This window comes from Luteibacter sp. SVR4-7G, assembly GCF_056755555.1.
The window spans coordinates 35784-51706 of record NZ_JBPGXO010000024.1 but is presented as its reverse complement, the minus strand read 5'-3'; the positions used below and the strand labels follow the sequence as shown (position 1 = coordinate 51706).

Here is a 15923-nt window from a genome sequence, read left to right as displayed (position 1 = left end):
CATCAAGGTGATGCGCTTCCCACGGGGATTCACGCTGTTCGAGATGCTGGCCGTGATCCTCCTGATCGCGATCGCCGCCGCGGCCGTCTCGATTCCCGTGACGCAGGGGCTCGCCAGCGCGCGTGTCAACGCGGCCAGCGGCGAGCTGGCGGCGGCGTTGCGCTGGACGCGCGCGCAATCGATCGTTCGCGGCCAGAGCCTCGCCCTCGAGGTGGATACCGCGGCTTCGACGTACCAGGCGCCGGGCAAGCCCGGCGTCCGCCTGCCGAAGGACATGCGCGTCTCGATCACCAGCGCGCGCGAGGACCAGGCCAACGCGACCACGGGGCGCATCCGCTTCTTCCCCGACGGCAGTTCGACCGGCGGACGCATCACGCTCAAGCGCGGCCAGCGCGAGTGGCACGTCAACGTGGCATGGCTTACCGGCGCTGTGAGCGTGGTGGATACGAAATGAACGCGCGGCTTCGCCAGCGCGGCTTCAGCCTGCTCGAAGTGATTGCGGCGATCGCAGTGCTCGCGATCGCCTTCGCGGCGCTCATGCAGGTCGCCGGGAGTTCCCTCAGCCTCACGGCGAGGGCCAACGAACGTACCCAGGCGGCGCTGCGCGCGCGCACCCTGCTGGACGGTGCGTTCGTCATGGAGCCGGTGCGGGAAGGCGCGAGTGACGGGCGTTTCGACGATACCTATCGCTGGCGGATGAACGTCAGCCGCTACCAGCCCCCCGGCGACGTCCCCGCCGACGATGCGCAGAGCGGAGCCGACGAAGGCGCCGGCGGCATGTACCGCCTGGACCTCGACGTCATCTGGGGGCAGGGCGGCGACGAGCGGCACGCGCGCTTCTCCACGCTGCGCCTTGCCGGTTCGGGTGGGGGCGGTGCGCCATGAAGCACGCACGCGGCTTCAGCCTCATGGAGGTGCTCGCGGCGCTCGCCCTCCTGACGATCGTGCTGCTCGGCGTGTATTCCGGCATCAGCACGGCGACGCGCATCGTCCGCAGCGGCGATGCCGCCATCGAACGGATGGACGCCATCCGTTCGGCGCAGAATTTCCTGCGCGCCGAACTGGCCCAGGCACTGGTCGTGCCATTCGACCAGACCGACGAGGGCGATCCCATCGTCTTTGCCGGCGACGACCATACGCTGCGCTTCGTCGCGCCGTTGCCGGGCTATCTTTCCAGGCTCGGCCCGCAATTGCAGACGGTCGCGCTGGTCGAGGACGGCCGCTCCGGTTACCGCCTGGAAGTGCGTCTCGCGCTGTTGCCGCCCGACGGCAGCGATCCGCAGCCGCTCGGCGAGCCGGAAGTGCTCCTGCGGGGCATCCGCAAGGGCGCGTTCGCTTATCGCGGCATGGACGAACAGAACCGTCCGGGCGACTGGCAAGGCGAATGGTCCGACGGCCGCCGCACCCCTTCGCTGGTGCGGCTCGAGTTGCAGGCGGACGGTAACGTCGCCTTTCCGACGCTGGTGGCGCCCGTGCGGATCGATCCCTCCGCGTCGCGCAACGGTTTCATGGGGCGCCTCCCGGGCAGGGGAGCCCGATGATGGCGCGGCGCAACCGGGGCGTGGCCCTCCTCATCGTGCTCTGGGGCTGCACTCTGCTGGCGATCATGCTGGGAGGGTTCGCCGCGTTGGCGCGCACGGAGGGATTGCAGGCCCGCTACCAGTACGCGCAGACGCGGGCGCATTACGCGGCCGAGGCCGGCGTCATGCGTGCCATCGAAGGTTTGCAGAGCCGGAACGTCGGCTCGCGCTGGGTCGCGGACGGCCGGCCTTACCCGTTCGAATTCGACGACGCGAAAGTCACCATCACCATCGTCGACGAGGATGGCAAGGTAGACCTCAACGCGGCGTCCGGGGACGTGCTCACGAGCCTGTTCAAGGCCGCGGGCATGGCCGACGACAAGGCCCACAGTCTTTCCGCCGCCATCCAGGACTGGCGCCGCCCCGGCGACGCGGCCTCGCCGAACGGCGCGAAGAAGCCCCAGTACGAGGCGGCCGGGCTGGCCTACGGACCGCGCAACGGCCCGTTTGCCTCCGTGGAGGAAGCGCGCATGGTGCTGGGCATGGACCCGGCGACGTGGACCGCGGTGGCGCCGGTCCTCACCATCTGGTCCGGCCGCGAGCGGCCCAACAGCGAACACGCGCAGCCGCTGGCGCTCGCGGCGATCCCCGGTCTCGGCCAGGCGGGAGCCGCCGCGGTCCTGGCGAAGCGCGGCCAGCTCGACGGTTCCGCCGCCGCGGGAGGGAACGGTGTCACGCACACGATACGTGCGGAAGCGATCCTTAGCGACGGAACCAAGAGTTCCCTTACATCGACGATCCGATTGCGTGGGATAAGATCGGGAGCCCAGCCCTACGCCGTGTTGCGTTGGCGCGAAGGAGACGCTGAATGACGACATTGCAGGACGCCTCCCAGCTACAGCTCGATCGCATGCGCCGTGCCTGGCGAGGCAGCGCATTGCCCGGCTTCCTGCGCTGGTGGGGCGGCGAACTGGCACCCCTGGTGCCGGCGCGCTGGCGCGCCGCGTTCGCCGGGGGCCAACGCTGGTACGCCATCGAGAGGACGGAGGGCGGCTGGAGGCTGCGCCGCGACGGCGAGGTCGATGCCCTCGCCGAGATTGCCGATATCGACGGAGCGGAGCACCGCGCCGGCTTGCTGGCCCACGCGCTCGCGGAAGCCGACCCCGCCGACCGGCGCGTCGCGCTCGTGCTTCCCTCCTCGAAGGTGCTGCGCCGCCGCCTCGTGCTGCCGGTCGCGGCTCGCGACAACCTGCGCCAGGTGGTCGGCTTCGACCTGGACCGGCAGACGCCCTTCCGCGCCGAGGACATCCACTACGGCGTCCGCGAACTCGACGAGAGCGCCGCCGAAGGGCGCTTCGTCGCGGAACTCGCAGCCACGCCGCGCTCCACGCTCGATCCCCTGCTCGACGAACTTGCTGCGCTCGGCATTCACCCCGACCGTGTCGACGTAAGCCAGGGCAGCGCCCTGGCCGGCGTCAACCTGCTGCCCCCGACGCGCGCGCCGCGGCGGGTCGATCGCCGCCGGCGCCTCAATGCGGCGCTGGTGGCGGTGATCGTGCTGCTCGTCGTCGCCAGCATGGCCATGTGGCTGCAGAACAGGAATGCCGCACTCGAGCAGATGTCCGCCACCGTCGAATCGATGCGCGCCGATGCGCAGAAGGTCGCGGCGTTGCGCCAGCGGCTGACCGACAGCGCCGGCGCATCCGGCTTCCTCGCCCGCAAGAAGACCGAAAGCCCCGCCATCCTTCCCGTGCTGGAGGAACTGACCCACCGGCTGCCGGACGACACCTGGCTGGAGCGCTTCACGCTCAACGCCACGGGACAGCTGGGCTTCCAGGGCCAGAGCCCGCAGGCGGCGCGACTGATCGACGCGCTCAAGGGCGCGCGCACCATCGGTGAACCGAGCTTCCAGGGCACCATCCAGTCCGATCCCACCTCCGGCAAGGAGCGCTTCTACATGCAGGCGAAGGCATTGACGCCAAAGCCGGAGACCGCGAATGCGCATGAAGCCCGCTGAATCCCGCGCCGCCGCGATCCTGCTGCTCGTGGTCGTGGTCGTTGCCGGCTATTTCGCCCTCGTCCACTGGTGGTTCGTGGCGCCGCAGCTGGCCATCTCCGAGCAGATGGACGACCTGCGCGATACCGAGCGGCGCTACGCCGCAGCCATCGCGGAGCGTCCGCAGCTGCTGAAGCGCCTGGCCGCGCTCGAGCAGGGCCAGACGCGCAGCGATGCCTTCCTGCCGGGCGATGATGCAAACGCCGCTGCCGCCGGCCTCATGCAGCGCATCGTGGACGTCGCTGCCGCCCATCGCGAAGACGGTGCGTGCGACGTCGTCCAGAAGATGTCCGTGCCCAGCCAGGAAAAGGCCGGCGATCCGTACCGGAAGGTCACCGTCAACATCAGCCTGCGCTGCCAGATGCAGCCGATGGCGGCGGTGCTGCACGACATCGAGGAGAAGACCCCGTACCTCTTCATCGAAGACTTCAGCATTTACCGCAACCCTGTCGCCGTGCGCTCCGGCGCCGCGGCACCGATGGAAGTGCAGTTCACCGTTTCCGGTTACATCCATGCCGCGGGTGCGGCGAAGGCGGCTTCGTGAACGCGGCCGGCCAGCGGCGCATGACGCCGGTCCTCGCCACCGTGGCGGTCGTCCTGGCTGCCTTCCTCGTATCCCTGCTCCTGGGCGTGGGCCGCGGTGTGCGCTGGGACCCGCCGGGCCCGCCCCAGCCCCTGCCTGCAGCCCGCCCGGTGGCCATGCCGGCACCGACGATGCTGGCGCGCTTCGCCGAAGTCTGGGAACGCCCGCTGTTCATGGCGGACCGCAAACCGGCCGCCGTGGCGGACGCGGGCGACGACACCGGCAACATCGGCGATCTCGAACTCACGGGCATCATCGTCACACCCGGCCTGCGCATGGCCTTGCTCCGCGACAAGAGCAAGGACAGCACCGTGCGGGTGAAGGAAGGCAGCGCGCTCGCCGACGGTCACTGGACACTGGCATCGCTGTCGCCGCGCAGTGCGGTATTCGAAAGCGGCGGCGAACGCCGCGAACTCACCCTGAAGGTGGCCGCTCCCGATGCGCCCGCGAAGGGCCAGCAACGTCCGGGCATGCCACCGATGCCGGGCCAGCCGCCCGTGCCGCCGCGGCCGCAGCCTGCGGCAGCGGACGGTGGCGTGCACGTCGAGCGGCAGGCCACATCCGGCATGACCGGACCGTCGCTGCCGCGACCGTCTGCCGAGCGCACGGCACAGCCGCGGCAGGACGACGACGCACTCCAGCGCGCGCGCATCGAAGCCTTGAAGCAGGCGGTGCAGAAGCGCCGCATGGAACAGCAGCAACGACAGCAGCAGGCCACGGATTCGAAGTAGCGGACATCGCGCCCCACGGAAGGAGGAACCACATCATGAAACGCGGAATGCTCGGCACGGCCGTGCTTATGGCCTTGCTGACGGCGGCTTGCACCCCGAACAACCTGAAGTCGGACGGCAGACTGGAACGCGAAGCCCTCAGCGGCGTCGATGCGCCGGTGCCCATTCCCTTTCCTCCCGCCGGCGATGATGCGCAGCATCCAGCGGACGCGATGGCCGCGCGGCACGCCGGCGATATCAGCCGCGGCAACGGCCGCTTCGTTCGCGCGCGCGCGGCCGACACGCCAAAGCCCGAAGTCAAAGGCCAGGGTACGGTCACGCTCAACTTCGAGAACCAGCCGATCGAGGCGGTGGTGAAGGCGATCCTTGGCGATCTCCTCGACGCCAATTATTCGATCGCACCGGGCGTCGAGGGCTCCATCTCCTTCTCCACCGCCAAGCCCGTGAGGCAGGAAGAGGCCTTGCCGATCCTCGAAACGCTGCTTTCGTGGACCGGCAACGCGCTAGTGCGGGAGCATGGCCGGTACAGCATCCTTCCAGCCAGCCGTGCCGTGGCGGGACGCGTCTCGCCGAGCCTGAAGGCCGCCAGGCCGGCGGCGGGCACGAACGCGAGGCTGTTCCCGCTGCGCCATGTGGCGGCACCGGCGATGGCCAAGCTGCTCGAGCCCTTCGTCCTGCCCGGCGCGGTGCTGCTCGCCGATCCGGCGCGCAACGTGCTCGTTGTCGCCGGTACGCGCGACGAACTGGCCAACTACCAGGAAACGATCGATACCTTCGACGTGGATTGGGTGGCCGGCATGTCGGTCGGCGTTTTCAGCCTCGAGAACGCCTCGGTGGGCGAGTTGCTGCCGGCGCTGGAATCGGTATTCGGAGAAAAAAGCGCCACGCCCATCGCAGGCCTGTTCCGCTTCATTCCCATCGAACGGACCAATGCGCTGGTCGTGATCGCGACGCGCGCGGAGCATGTCGAACAGGTGGGTGACTGGATCGCCCGCATCGACCGCGGAGGCGGCAACGAGCCGCGCCTGTTCGTTTACGAGGTACGCAACCTGCTGGCATCGGACGTGGCGAAATACGTGGGCAACGTCTTCGGTGGCGCAGTGGCCGGGGATTCCCCGCCGAGCGTCGCGCCCGGCCTCTCCGCCACGTCGCTCGGCGACCAGGATACCGACGTGAAGAACGGCGGCACGACGGCGCTTGCCGGCGATGGCTCGCAGGACGAATCGTCATCCTTCTTCAGCCCGCCCAAACCGGCGGCCGCGTCCACGCCCTCGGGCGATGCGCGTTCCGGTATCCGGGTGACGGCCATCGACGCGAACAATCAGCTGATGATCCGGGCGCGGCCTTCGCAGTGGGCGGAAATCCGCCAGGCGATCGACCGGCTCGACGCCACGCCCCTGCAGGTGCAGATCGAAACGCGCATCCTCGAAGTCGACCTCGTCGACGAATTCCGCTTTGGCGTCCAGTGGTATCTGGAGGGCCTCGCCGGCGGCAACGGCGATGTGACGCAGCCCGGAAACAAGCAGCAATGGAAGCTGGGCAATGCGCCTCAACGGCCAACGGACACGTTTTATTATTCGTTCGCGAACAGGAACATGTCGGTGGCGATCCGCGCCATGGAGCAGAACGGCAATACCAGGACGCTGTCCGCGCCGTCGCTCGTCGTCGTCAACAACCGGAAGGCGCGCATCCAGGTGGGCGATCAGTTCCCGGTCAAGCAGACCTTCTTTACCCCCGGCCTGGGCGGCGGCAATCCGATAGGGCAAGTCGAGTACAAGGATACCGGCGTCATCCTGGACGTACGTCCCAGGGTCAATCCCGGCGGGCTCGTGTATCTCGATGTCGTCCAGGAGGTGAGCCGCCCCGACATGACGCGCGTGAGCGAGGGCAATCTTCCCATCTCCAAGCGCAAGCTCACTACCCAGGTCGCGGTGCAGAGCGGGCAGACCGTCCTGTTGGGCGGCCTGATCCAGGACCGCGCCAGCACGACGCAGAGCGGCGTGCCCGTGCTGTCGCGCATTCCGCTGCTCGGCGCCCTGTTCCGCGACCGTTCGAACGAAACCGGCCGCACGGAACTGATCGTGCTCATCACGCCCAGGGTGATCGCGAACGGTGAAGACGCCAAGCGCGTCTCCGACGACTACCGGCGCAAGTTCCGCTCCCTGCGGCCGTTCGAAGCCTCGGCCACGAAACCGTCGCCTGCGCAGGGGAGCGAGGTGGAGGGCTGACTTCGCACCGCGCCTGCGGGCTTGCGTAACATACCCGCGCATGACTCCCGTCTTCCCCATCTCCGCGCTGCTGCCCGAGATCGTCGACTCCTTGTCCAGGTGCCCTCGCCTGGTGCTGGAGGCGCCGCCAGGCGCCGGCAAGACCACACAAGTGCCGCTCGCCCTGCTGGACGCGGCCTGGCTTGCCGGCGGCCGCATCGTGATGCTCGAGCCCCGGCGCATCGCCGCGCGCGCGGCCGCATCATTCATGGCCCGGCAGATCGGCGAGGAAGTGGGCGAAACGGTCGGATACCGCATCCGTTTCGAGTCGCGCGTCGGCCCGCGCACGCGTATCGAAGTGGTCACGGAGGGCATCCTCGGCCGCATGATCCAGGACGATCCGTCGCTCGACGGCATCGGTGTGGTGCTGTTCGATGAATTCCACGAGCGGCACCTCGCCGGCGATCTCGGTGCGGCGCTTGCGCTCGACGTGCAAGCCGCGCTGCGTCCTGACCTGCGTCTGCTGGTGATGTCGGCGACCCTGGACGGGGAACGTATCGCCCGCTGGCTGGATGCACCGCGGCTATCCAGTCCTGGACGCAGTTTCCCCGTCCGCATCGAGCACCCGCCGGCGCGAACGCAGGAAACGATCGAACAGCATCTCGTTCGTACGGTGCAGCTCGCGCTTCGCGAAACGGACGGCGACGTGCTCGCCTTCCTGCCAGGCCGACGCGAGATCGAGCGCGCGAGGGGCATGCTCGAGCGCGGCATGGAAGAGGTCGATGTGGTCCCATTGCACGGCGATCTTTCGCTGGCGGAGCAGCAGCTCGCACTCGCGCCCGCCGAACCGGGGGTGCGGCGCGTCGTGCTGGCGACCAACGTCGCGGAATCGAGCGTGACCTTGCCCGGCATTCGCGCGGTCGTCGATACGGGCCTCGCGCGCGAACCGCGTTTCGATCCGCCATCCGGGTTTTCGCGTCTCGAGACGGTCGCGATCTCGCAGGCCTCGGCCGACCAGCGCGCCGGCCGCGCGGGCCGCGTCGCGGAAGGCGTCGCTTATCGTCTCTGGCCGCAGAGCCGCCGGCTGGAGCCGGCGCGCAGCGCCGAGATAGAGCACGCCGAACTCTCCGGTCTCGCGCTGGAACTGGCCGGCTGGGGCAGTGAAGAACTGCCCTGGCTGGATGCGCCGCCTGCAGGCGCGATGGGCCAGGCACGCGACCTGTTGCGCCGGCTGGGCGCCATCGACGGCAACTCTGCCATCACCAGCCTCGGCAGGGAGATGCTGGCGCTGGGTGCGACTCCGCGCCTGGCCGCCGCTGCGCTGCGTGCGCCGGCCTCGCATCGCCCGCTCGTCGCCGACCTGCTGGCGCTTGTCGAGGCGCGGTCTCCGCTGCGCGGAGAGCAGGGAAGGACCGACGATTTTCGCCAGCGTGTCGCTGCGCTCCACCTGTGGCGCGACGGCGGCGCTCGCGCCGCCCAAAAGGGTTCCGCCGACGTGGGTGCGCTGGCGGCGATCGAGAAGGCCGCGGCGGGTTGGCGCCGTCGCCTGGGCGTACGCACCGGGGCGAGCGGCGTGCCGGATAGCCACGCCGTGGGCGACCTGCTCGTCCACGCGTTTCCGGACCGCGTCGCTCGCCGCGACGATGCGCAACCGCTGCGGTACCAGTTGGCCAACGGTCGCGGCGCACGCCTGCACGAGGCAAGCGCCCTACACGGGGAACCGTGGCTGGTCGTGCTCGACCTCCGCCTCGATGCGCGCGACAGCCTTGTCTTCGCGGCGGCGCCATTCGATCCCACGGTGCTCGAGCGCGACCACGCCGAGCGCTTCGTGGTCGAGCGCGTGGTGCGCTGGGACGAGGCCCGGCAGATCGCCGAGGGCTTCGAGGAGCGGCGCTTCGATGCACTCGTCGTGTCGCGCCGGCAGGTACCCCTGACCGACGACGATGCGATGCAGGTGCTGCTGGCCGCGATCCGGGCGCGCGGCATCGGGGTCTTGCCGTGGAGCGAGCAGGCCCTGCGTCTGCGCGCACGCATCGAGGCGCTGCGTGCGTGGCGTCCCGAACTCGGTCTTCCGGATGTCGGCGACGAGGCGCTCCTGCGCAACCTTGACGCGTGGTTGTCGCCCCACCTCGTGGGCAAGCGACGGCTGGAGGCGCTGCAGGCAGCCGAACTGTCGCAGGCACTGGCGTCGATGCTGGATTACGACCAGCGCCGCGCACTGGATGCGCATGCGCCGGAGGAACTGAAAGTGCCGAGCGGCATGACGCGTCGGCTCGAATACGGTACGCGCGACGACGATGCGGGGGCCCCGCCAGTGCTGGCGGTCAAGCTGCAGGAACTGTTCGGGTTGGCCGACACGCCGCGTGTGGGGGATGGGCGCGTACCGGTGACGCTTCACCTGTTGTCGCCCGCGGGGCGGCCCATCCAGGTCACCCAGGACCTGGCGGGTTTCTGGGATCGCACCTATCCGGAAGTAAAGAAGGAACTGAAAGGCCGCTATCCGAAGCATCCTTGGCCAGACGACCCTTGGACAGCCACGGCCACCCACCGTGCCAAACCGCGCGGCACCTGATCAACGGAGCGAAACCTCGCGATGCCTGATCAAACGGGGCGAAACCCGCGGTGCCTGATCACCGCGTTGTAGGAGCGCGCCTTGCGCGCGACCGCCTTTCGCGCCAGGTCTGGAGTTTGCGCGCCAGCTCCGGGTCACGGCCTCAAAACATGTCGCGCGCGAGGCGCGCTCCTACAATGATCCGGCCAGCGCGGGTGATCCGGTGAGTCAGCGCCGTCCGCTCAGGCAAGTGCGCGGACGCGGAAGTTGCGACCCTTGATCTTTCCTGCGCGCAGGCGCTCCAGCGCCTTGTTGGCGAGGTCGCGGCGGATCGCCACGTAGGCGCGCGTGGCATAGACGTCGATCTTGCCGATGTCCTTGCCGTCGAGGCCTGCATCGCCGGTGAGCGCGCCCAGGATATCGCCCGGGCGCATCTTGTCCTTGCGCCCGCCGTCGATCACGAGTGTCTTCATCGGCGCGAGGTTCAGCACCTTCCTGCCATCGCCCCCCGGCTTCGCCGGATAGCGGGCGAGGGGAGCGCCAAGGCGCTCCTCGATCGCACGCAGCTTGTTCGACTCGCGCGAACCGGCGAGCAGGATGGCGAGACCGATCGCCCCGGCGCGGCCGGTGCGGCCGACGCGGTGCGTATGTGTATCGGGATCGTGTGCGACGTCGTAGCTCACCACCAAGGGCAGGTCGGCGATGTCGAGGCCGCGTGCTGCCACGTCCGTCGCTACGAGCACCGTACAGCTGCGGTTGGCGAAGCGCACCAGCACCTCGTCGCGGTCGCGCTGATCGAGATCGCCATGCAGGGCCAGCGCGGAAAATCCTCGCCGGTCGAGTTCGGCCGCCAGGGTCTCGGTGTCCTTGCGCATATTGACGAAAACCAGCGCAGCCTCGGGCTTCTCCTGGGTGAGGATGCGCGCGAGCACGTCGGCCTTGACCGGCGGTTCCGCTTCGACGAAGCGTTGCTCGATGCTGGTCTCGTCATGCGTTTCCTCCACGGACACGCTGACCGGATCCTGCTGCATGCGCGCGCTGACGGCACGTATCGCATCGGGATAGGTGGCCGAGAAGAGCAAGGTCTGGTGGTGCTTCGCGATGCGTTTGACGATGTCGTCCATGGCTTCCTCGAAGCCCATGTCGAGCATGCGATCGGCCTCGTCGAGCACCAGCACCTTGATGCCGCCGCCATGCAGGCTGCCGCGCTTAAGGTGCTCCTGCACGCGGCCCGGCGTGCCCACCACGATATGCGGGTCGTGTTCGAGCGAGGCGAGTTGCGGCCCAAGTGGCATGCCTCCGCACAGCGTGAGGAGCTTTATATTGGGGATGTTCACGGCGAAACGCCGGATCGCCTTGCTCACCTGGTCGGCGAGTTCGCGCGTCGGACACAGCACGAGGGCCTGCAGCCGGATCGCTTCGACGTCGATCTTCTGCAGCAGGCCGAGCGCGAAGGCGGCGGTCTTGCCGCTGCCGGTGCGGGCTTGGGCGATGACGTCGCGGCCCGCCAGGATCGGCGGCAGGCTCAATTGCTGGATCGGGGTCATCGCCTTGTAGCCCAGGGAGTCCACGGCGGTCACGAGGGCGGGCAGGAGATCGGTCTGGCTGAAGTCGTTCATGCCCTCATGATCGCACGGTACAGGCGCGAGTACTGCTGGACCGCCTCGTTCGCGGGCGGGCGGACCCTGCCTGCCGGCTGCCTCAGCAGCGCGGGCCGGATGTTTCCACGGCGTCGCTGTTGACCGAAGGAGGTCGCGAACCGCCGGTCGAAGAGGCCCGCTCGCTGTTGGTGGAAGAAGGCCTCTCGTTCGAAGGCGGCCTCTCGCTGAGGACCGAGGGAGACCGCTCGCTGCCGGAGTTTCCGGGCGAGCCGGAACTCTCCGAAACCCGGGGAAGGCGGGGAGCTATCGGTATCCCCAGTTGTAACGTGCGGCGGGTCCATGACATGCCTTTGAAGGTGCGGCCCATGGCCCGGGGGCTCAGTGTCTGCCGGATCTGGCCCGCGCGTGCGCCGTGGAGCAGATCGGCTGCCATCAGCGGCCGCCCGCTCGCCGCGTCCACCAGGAGTGCGCCCTTGATGCGCGCCGTCCCGGCATTGATGAGCCGATGCCGTGCGCTGGGCGTAAGCCGGTCGATGATATTCGTCATGTGAATATCCATTCCGTAGGTGTCGGCCATCCGCTGCATCGCGTATTTGCAGGATGAGCACGTGGCGGTGCTCACGAAGCCCCGAACGGTTCCTCCTCGGGGCAAGGCTTCCGTGATGAGATCGTGCTCAATGGCACGCATGGCCTTGAATTCGGGATCGAAGGCGCGATTGCGTTCCTCGTCGGCGAAAGCGTTGAGCACCGAGCCTTCGGCGGGGAGAATCCGGGCACGCACGTTGGACTCGTTGAAGCCGGAAAAAAAAACACTGTCCTCGGCATCGACGACAGCTTCGCTCTCGAGGTCATAGGGGTCGATCGTCAGGGCCTCATCGCCATCGGCCGGCGCGCCCGGTATGCCGGGCGAGACCGGCGTCTCCGGCGTGCCAGGACGGGTGGGACCCTCGAAGATCGACCGCGCAATCGATCCGAGCGGCCGGCCGCCCATGGCGTGATACACCCTGACCTGCTCGACGCCATTCAAGGTGTAGTGGTATTCCAGGCGTGCCAGCGGTGCATCACGCATCGTGTTTTCCAGGGATTCCCAACGGATGGCGCGATAGTTGTCCCGATAGTGTGCATCGATCACGTTGCGCATCGCGTCTACGTGATACTGGCTCGTCTTTTCCAGCAGCGCGGTGACGTTGCCCTCGTCGAGCGTGACCCGGCTCATGGTGACGGCGCCGGTTGCACGCAGGGTCGCACCGGGTACGGCGAGGGCGGCCAACGACAACGCGATGCAGCATCGCTTCATGGACCTCTACTCCGGGATGGCGCAGGAAAGAAGATCGGCGCGCTCAGCGGCGACCTCAGCCTCGGCCGGCGTCAATATCTCGGCGGTAGCCAGTTCGTCGGCTACGACGGCCTCCATCACTTCGACGAGCGGCGCCAGGTCGACGAGAGCAAGCAGGGCGCCAACGAAGTCGAGCGCTTTTTGCAGGCCGGAATGTTCCGCCGGAGGCACCCAGGCCGCCTCTCGCTGTATTTCCCCGCTGTACCAGCGATGCACCGCGCGGTCGGTTGCCGCCACGAAGCAGAGCGGACGTTCGTCGCCATCGGCTCCCGTGCCCGCGCTTCGCCAGGCCGGCGAAGCATCGGCATTGCAGGGTGGAGCGGCAACATAGCCTTGCGCATCGCGATAAGCGGCGGCAACGCGGGCGATACGGAAGGCGACCGGCGGGTTGCGAACACCCGACGTGGCCACTTCCCGGTGGATAAGGCGGTGCTGTATGAGGGTGGAAAGGTACTCCAGATCGTAATCGGCCACCTCGTCCAGATGCTGCGTTGCCATGAAGCGCCGGAACACGCCCGCGTCGACGCCAACCACGGCCCAGCGCTCTGGAGCGGTTGTCGCCAACTGCTCGCGCAGGATCTGCGCGGCGACGGCATACGTCGCCGCCTTGGCCGAATGTCGATAGCCAGCCATGTCCAAGGTGTGCCAGAAGATATCGGCATCTACGGACGCCTTGGCCGCATTGGCGCCGAGGAAGGGATCGCGAAACCCCGTACCGGGGGTAACGTCGATACCGGGCCTGGCACGGCCAAGGCCGAGATCCCGGTGGAGCGCTGCAAGCGCGTCCTCGCTGCTGACGTTGCCAGGCAAACCGGCGAGCACTTCGGGCCAGTCGACCTCGTTGATGAAACGGGGCTTCTCCACCGTCGCCGAGTAGGGCGAGGAAGGATCGACAAGCATCTGGCCCATGAGTGCCGCGTTGGTGGTAGTGAAAGCATCCCGGGCACCCAGCCGAGCCACGCGTTCGCGCTGGAGGCGGGACAGCAGGTCGATGCCATCGAGGGTTGCCGCCGACGCGCAAACCGGCAGGAGGAAGGCGAGCATGGCTAAGCAGCCGCAGCGTGCGGCGGGGTACCCGGGATGGCTCCGGCGGTCATTCACCGCACGGCGCTCCGGTGCGGATGCTGCCGGATTCTTCGAGTTCGATCGCGCCGAGTCGATCGACCTCCATCCAATAATCTTCGATCGGCGCGCTGACTCCAGCTGCGCTGAAATGCCTGTCGGCGAACGCCTTGCGTATGCTCTTCAACTTGATGGATGAAGCATTGCTTTTGGCCAGCAGTGGATCGAGTTCGGATATACCGCTCGCAGGCTCGACGAGCTGGTAGATCGTGCCGTCGATATCGAACTCCTCCGCGAACGCGGCGGAGGCCCGCTCGCATGAGTCGCATACCGCCTTGCTCACGTAGCCGAGCAGCTTGCCTCCTTTGCTCACTTCGCCGGATGCGATGTCCGCTTCGATCTTCCTGAATATTTTCAGCTCCGCATCGGAAGCGTGACTGACGACCCTTCCGTCAGCGGTTTTCACCTCGGTCGCCTCCACCATCGAGCCTTCGGGAGACAGGTTGGGCGCGCGTACGAAGGATGGGTCCCGGGGGTAGTAGATTCGCTCCTCCGCATCACGGGCGATGTCTTCAGGCGTGGCTATGTATCGTCGGGATCCGGAGTCCGATCCCGATGTCTCGCCGCCAGTTGAGCTGGCCGATGCGCCGTTGCTCGCAGGCGTAGGGAAGGTGGCTCTCTCGTAGACAACCTTCATGGCGGGCCCGCTTCGTCCGTAGTAAGTGCGCGTAAACGTCTTGCCGTTCCTCTCGTACGTGTATTCCATCCGTGCGATGACGGACGTATGCATGGCGGCCTTGATCTTGTTGAGAGGCCTGCCACTGAGTGACAGGCGTTCCCTCTGGAACATTCTCAGGTAGGCATTGGCAAAGGTGTCGGAATGGCTCTTGAGCATCGCGATCATGGCGTCGTCGCCGCCGGGAACAATCTCGATGCTGCCCGCCTGGGCCGTGGCCGAAGCGAGGTATAGCGTCACTGCTACTGCCCGCAGCACCGCGAGCGTGAAGTGCTTGATCATTTTTCAATCCTGCAGGTCAGGCGGTTGGAGCGATTGGCGGCAAATTCGGCGTCCGCTCCCTCGAGTTCACCCGACGCGGCGAGTTCGTCGACGAAGGAGGCCTCGACCGGTTCGAGAAAAGCGGCAAGATCAGTCAGGGCGAGCACCACGGTTATCAGGGTCAGGAAGCCGTGCTTGCCCTCGTGTTGGCTCCGGTGAAGGTGCAGCGCTTCTGTTTGCCAACGCTTTTCCTTCCGGTACCAGGCATGAACCGCACGGTCGGTGGCAGCGATGAGGCAGAGCTGTCCGCTAGCTGGCATCGAGTCGTCGCCCGCCGACGGTGTGTTGCCCTTGCAGGGTGGGTCGGTGAAGTAGCCGGCCGCATCGGAATAGGCCGCGGCCACACGCGCCACCCGAAGGTGGGCAGGTAGCTGGGGATCGCCTTTGGCATCGAGTTTCAGCCGGCTGTCGCCGATCGCGAAATTCAGGAGGTCGTCGAGATACCGTGTGTCGTATTCACTGACGGCACCCGGCTTGTCCTGCTTCAGGTAGCGCTCCAGTACGTCCGGCTTGATGCCCGCGGCCGCGTGATCGGAAGGCGCTACCGTGTTGACCTTGTCGCGAAGCAACTGCAGGGCGACGGCGTAGCCCGCGGCGACGGTGGAAAGGCTTCCATTGAGGTCCCTGGCTTTCCAGAAGATGTCCGCGTCGACGCCGGCCTTCAGGGCGTTGGCCGCGACTTCCCTGCCGCCATAGAGCTTCGCCTGCGATTCGCTGACGGCGAGTTCGATGCCTGGCCTGGCTTTGGTGAGGCCCAGCTGCCACTGCAGCGTGTCGAGTGCTGCGCGGCCCTTGTCGGCTGCGGCGATCGGCAAACCCTCGACGAAGTCGGGCCACCAGATTTCATTCACGATCGAAGGTAGAGGTTCGACCTTGCTATAGGGCGAATAGGGATCGTCCAGGAACATGTTGATGAAACCGCGCGTATCGTGGGCGAGCGCGCGTGAAACGCCGTGGTGAACTGCCCGGTAGCGAACGAGTTCGCGATGAACGTCGACGATGGGTGGGGCTGAGATGGCGCGCTCGGGCGATGACACAAGCGCGGCCAGGAAGATCAGCCGGATGATTGACTTCATGTCGGGGAAACTCCGTATCTGCACGCATGCAAGATGCGTCGGAGGATCCATTTTCTCCGACCGCCGGCATCGCCCATAGAGGGCCGCTCTCGTGATCGGTGTGGGAGCGTGTGGGGCTTGGAGTCAGGGGTGCCCTACACCGG

Annotated in this window: 14 protein-coding genes; 9 read left to right on the top strand and 5 right to left on the bottom strand. The window is 67.5% G+C overall.

What is annotated here, in order from left to right; genetic code table 11:
• Positions 1 to 10 precede the first annotated feature (10 nt).
• The 9 genes from ACR9ZH_RS11025 to hrpB are packed head-to-tail and all read left to right on the top strand — an operon-like array spanning position 11 to position 9669.
• Complete coding sequence (locus tag ACR9ZH_RS11025) at positions 11 to 454, top strand: GspH/FimT family protein (RefSeq protein WP_481290799.1); 444 nt, start codon at positions 11 to 13, stop codon at positions 452 to 454.
• The gene (locus ACR9ZH_RS11020; protein WP_481290791.1) at positions 451 to 885 is read left to right on the top strand and encodes a prepilin-type N-terminal cleavage/methylation domain-containing protein; all 435 of its coding nucleotides are present in this window, start codon (positions 451 to 453) and stop codon (positions 883 to 885) included. The genes ACR9ZH_RS11025 and ACR9ZH_RS11020 overlap by 4 nt, the downstream gene beginning before the upstream one ends.
• Complete coding sequence (locus ACR9ZH_RS11015; RefSeq protein WP_481290790.1) at positions 882 to 1541, top strand: prepilin-type N-terminal cleavage/methylation domain-containing protein; 660 nt, start codon at positions 882 to 884, stop codon at positions 1539 to 1541. The genes ACR9ZH_RS11020 and ACR9ZH_RS11015 overlap by 4 nt, the downstream gene beginning before the upstream one ends.
• Complete coding sequence (locus ACR9ZH_RS11010; RefSeq protein ID WP_481290789.1) at positions 1541 to 2392, top strand: type II secretion system minor pseudopilin; 852 nt, start codon at positions 1541 to 1543, stop codon at positions 2390 to 2392. The genes ACR9ZH_RS11015 and ACR9ZH_RS11010 overlap by 1 nt, the downstream gene beginning before the upstream one ends.
• Positions 2389 to 3537 carry a PilN domain-containing protein gene (locus ACR9ZH_RS11005; RefSeq protein WP_481290788.1) on the top strand — a complete coding sequence of 383 codons (1149 nt, stop codon included), beginning with the start codon at positions 2389 to 2391 and terminating at the stop codon, positions 3535 to 3537. The genes ACR9ZH_RS11010 and ACR9ZH_RS11005 overlap by 4 nt, the downstream gene beginning before the upstream one ends.
• Entirely contained in the window at positions 3518 to 4120 is a 603-nt protein-coding gene (gene gspM, locus ACR9ZH_RS11000; RefSeq protein ID WP_481290787.1) for a type II secretion system protein GspM, read from the top strand. Before ACR9ZH_RS11005 ends, gspM begins: the two co-directional genes overlap by 20 nt.
• Positions 4117 to 4890: a hypothetical protein gene (locus tag ACR9ZH_RS10995; protein WP_481290786.1), complete on the top strand. Its 774-nt coding sequence runs from the start codon at positions 4117 to 4119 to the stop codon at positions 4888 to 4890. Before gspM ends, ACR9ZH_RS10995 begins: the two co-directional genes overlap by 4 nt.
• Positions 4891 to 4925: 35 nt before the next feature.
• On the top strand, positions 4926 to 7118 hold the full coding sequence (gene gspD, locus ACR9ZH_RS10990; RefSeq protein ID WP_481290785.1) for a type II secretion system secretin GspD: 2193 nt from the start codon (positions 4926 to 4928) through the stop codon (positions 7116 to 7118).
• A gap of 40 nt (positions 7119 to 7158) precedes the next feature.
• Entirely contained in the window at positions 7159 to 9669 is a 2511-nt protein-coding gene (gene hrpB / locus ACR9ZH_RS10985; RefSeq protein ID WP_481290784.1) for an ATP-dependent helicase HrpB, read from the top strand.
• 221 nt (positions 9670 to 9890) lie between these two features.
• Here hrpB and dbpA read toward each other — a convergent pair whose 3' ends face one another.
• The 5 genes from dbpA to ACR9ZH_RS10960 all read right to left on the bottom strand — a co-directional run bounded on the left by dbpA (position 9891) and on the right by ACR9ZH_RS10960 (position 15831).
• Positions 9891 to 11267, bottom strand: coding sequence for an ATP-dependent RNA helicase DbpA (gene dbpA, locus ACR9ZH_RS10980; RefSeq protein WP_481290783.1), 1377 nt, complete (start codon positions 11265 to 11267; stop codon positions 9891 to 9893).
• A gap of 82 nt (positions 11268 to 11349) precedes the next feature.
• Positions 11350 to 12546, bottom strand: a complete 1197-nt coding sequence (locus tag ACR9ZH_RS10975; RefSeq protein WP_481290782.1) for a hypothetical protein — start codon at positions 12544 to 12546, stop codon at positions 11350 to 11352.
• A 6-nt stretch (positions 12547 to 12552) separates the two neighbouring features.
• Positions 12553 to 13629 (bottom strand): hypothetical protein, encoded by a 1077-nt coding sequence (locus ACR9ZH_RS10970; RefSeq protein ID WP_481290781.1) that lies wholly within the window; start codon positions 13627 to 13629, stop codon positions 12553 to 12555.
• Positions 13630 to 13678: 49 nt separating this feature from the next.
• Positions 13679 to 14665, bottom strand: a complete 987-nt coding sequence (locus ACR9ZH_RS10965) for a hypothetical protein (protein ID WP_481290780.1) — start codon at positions 14663 to 14665, stop codon at positions 13679 to 13681.
• Positions 14662 to 15831, bottom strand: coding sequence for a hypothetical protein (locus tag ACR9ZH_RS10960; RefSeq protein ID WP_481290779.1), 1170 nt, complete (start codon positions 15829 to 15831; stop codon positions 14662 to 14664). The genes ACR9ZH_RS10965 and ACR9ZH_RS10960 overlap by 4 nt, the downstream gene beginning before the upstream one ends.
• Positions 15832 to 15923 lie beyond the last annotated feature (92 nt).

Bases quoted from the DNA above. Each gene is read 5' to 3' on its own strand.
- ACR9ZH_RS11025 (WP_481290799.1), top strand. From the start codon at position 11: ATGCGCTTCCCACGGGGATTCACGCTGTTCGAGATGCTGGCCGTGATC.
- ACR9ZH_RS11020 (WP_481290791.1), top strand. From the start codon at position 451: ATGAACGCGCGGCTTCGCCAGCGCGGCTTCAGCCTGCTCGAAGTGATT.
- ACR9ZH_RS11015 (WP_481290790.1), top strand. From the start codon at position 882: ATGAAGCACGCACGCGGCTTCAGCCTCATGGAGGTGCTCGCGGCGCTC.
- ACR9ZH_RS11010 (WP_481290789.1), top strand. From the start codon at position 1,541: ATGGCGCGGCGCAACCGGGGCGTGGCCCTCCTCATCGTGCTCTGGGGC.
- ACR9ZH_RS11005 (WP_481290788.1), top strand. From the start codon at position 2,389: ATGACGACATTGCAGGACGCCTCCCAGCTACAGCTCGATCGCATGCGC.
- gspM (WP_481290787.1), top strand. From the start codon at position 3,518: ATGCGCATGAAGCCCGCTGAATCCCGCGCCGCCGCGATCCTGCTGCTC.
- gspD (WP_481290785.1), top strand. From the start codon at position 4,926: ATGAAACGCGGAATGCTCGGCACGGCCGTGCTTATGGCCTTGCTGACG.
- hrpB (WP_481290784.1), top strand. From the start codon at position 7,159: ATGACTCCCGTCTTCCCCATCTCCGCGCTGCTGCCCGAGATCGTCGAC.
- dbpA (WP_481290783.1), bottom strand. From the start codon at position 11,267: ATGAACGACTTCAGCCAGACCGATCTCCTGCCCGCCCTCGTGACCGCC.
- ACR9ZH_RS10975 (WP_481290782.1), bottom strand. From the start codon at position 12,546: ATGAAGCGATGCTGCATCGCGTTGTCGTTGGCCGCCCTCGCCGTACCC.
- ACR9ZH_RS10970 (WP_481290781.1), bottom strand. From the start codon at position 13,629: ATGCTCGCCTTCCTCCTGCCGGTTTGCGCGTCGGCGGCAACCCTCGAT.
- ACR9ZH_RS10965 (WP_481290780.1), bottom strand. From the start codon at position 14,665: ATGATCAAGCACTTCACGCTCGCGGTGCTGCGGGCAGTAGCAGTGACG.
- ACR9ZH_RS10960 (WP_481290779.1), bottom strand. From the start codon at position 15,831: ATGGATCCTCCGACGCATCTTGCATGCGTGCAGATACGGAGTTTCCCC.